This is a genomic window from Monashia sp. HAY1-2A (assembly GCF_056755315.1).
Window position 1 is genome coordinate 1 of the sequence record NZ_JBNDHY010000632.1, and the last position, 247, is coordinate 247.

General features: G+C 67.2%; 1 protein-coding gene. It reads left to right on the forward strand.

From position 1 onward, the window contains the following. A partial coding sequence (locus ACPYOM_RS23335) for a hypothetical protein (RefSeq protein ID WP_481347796.1) occupies positions 1–247 on the forward strand: 247 nt, incomplete at both ends.

The following is a 247-nucleotide window of genomic DNA, read 5'->3' on the forward strand; positions in this document are numbered from 1 at the left end:
CCCCCCCCCCCCCCCCCCCCCCCCCCCCCCTCCCCAAAAAAACAACACTCCCCCCCAGATTACTACGCGTCTCGTGGGCTCGGAGATGTGTATAAGAGACAGGTCACGCCCCTGGCGCTCGGGACCATGCTCTGGGGCAACGCCGTCGACCGCCACGACGCGACACGTCGACGCGTCGCTCGCCCGACGCGCGGGAGATGCCCTGTCTCTTATACACATCTGACGCTGCCGACGACGGAGAGAGTGT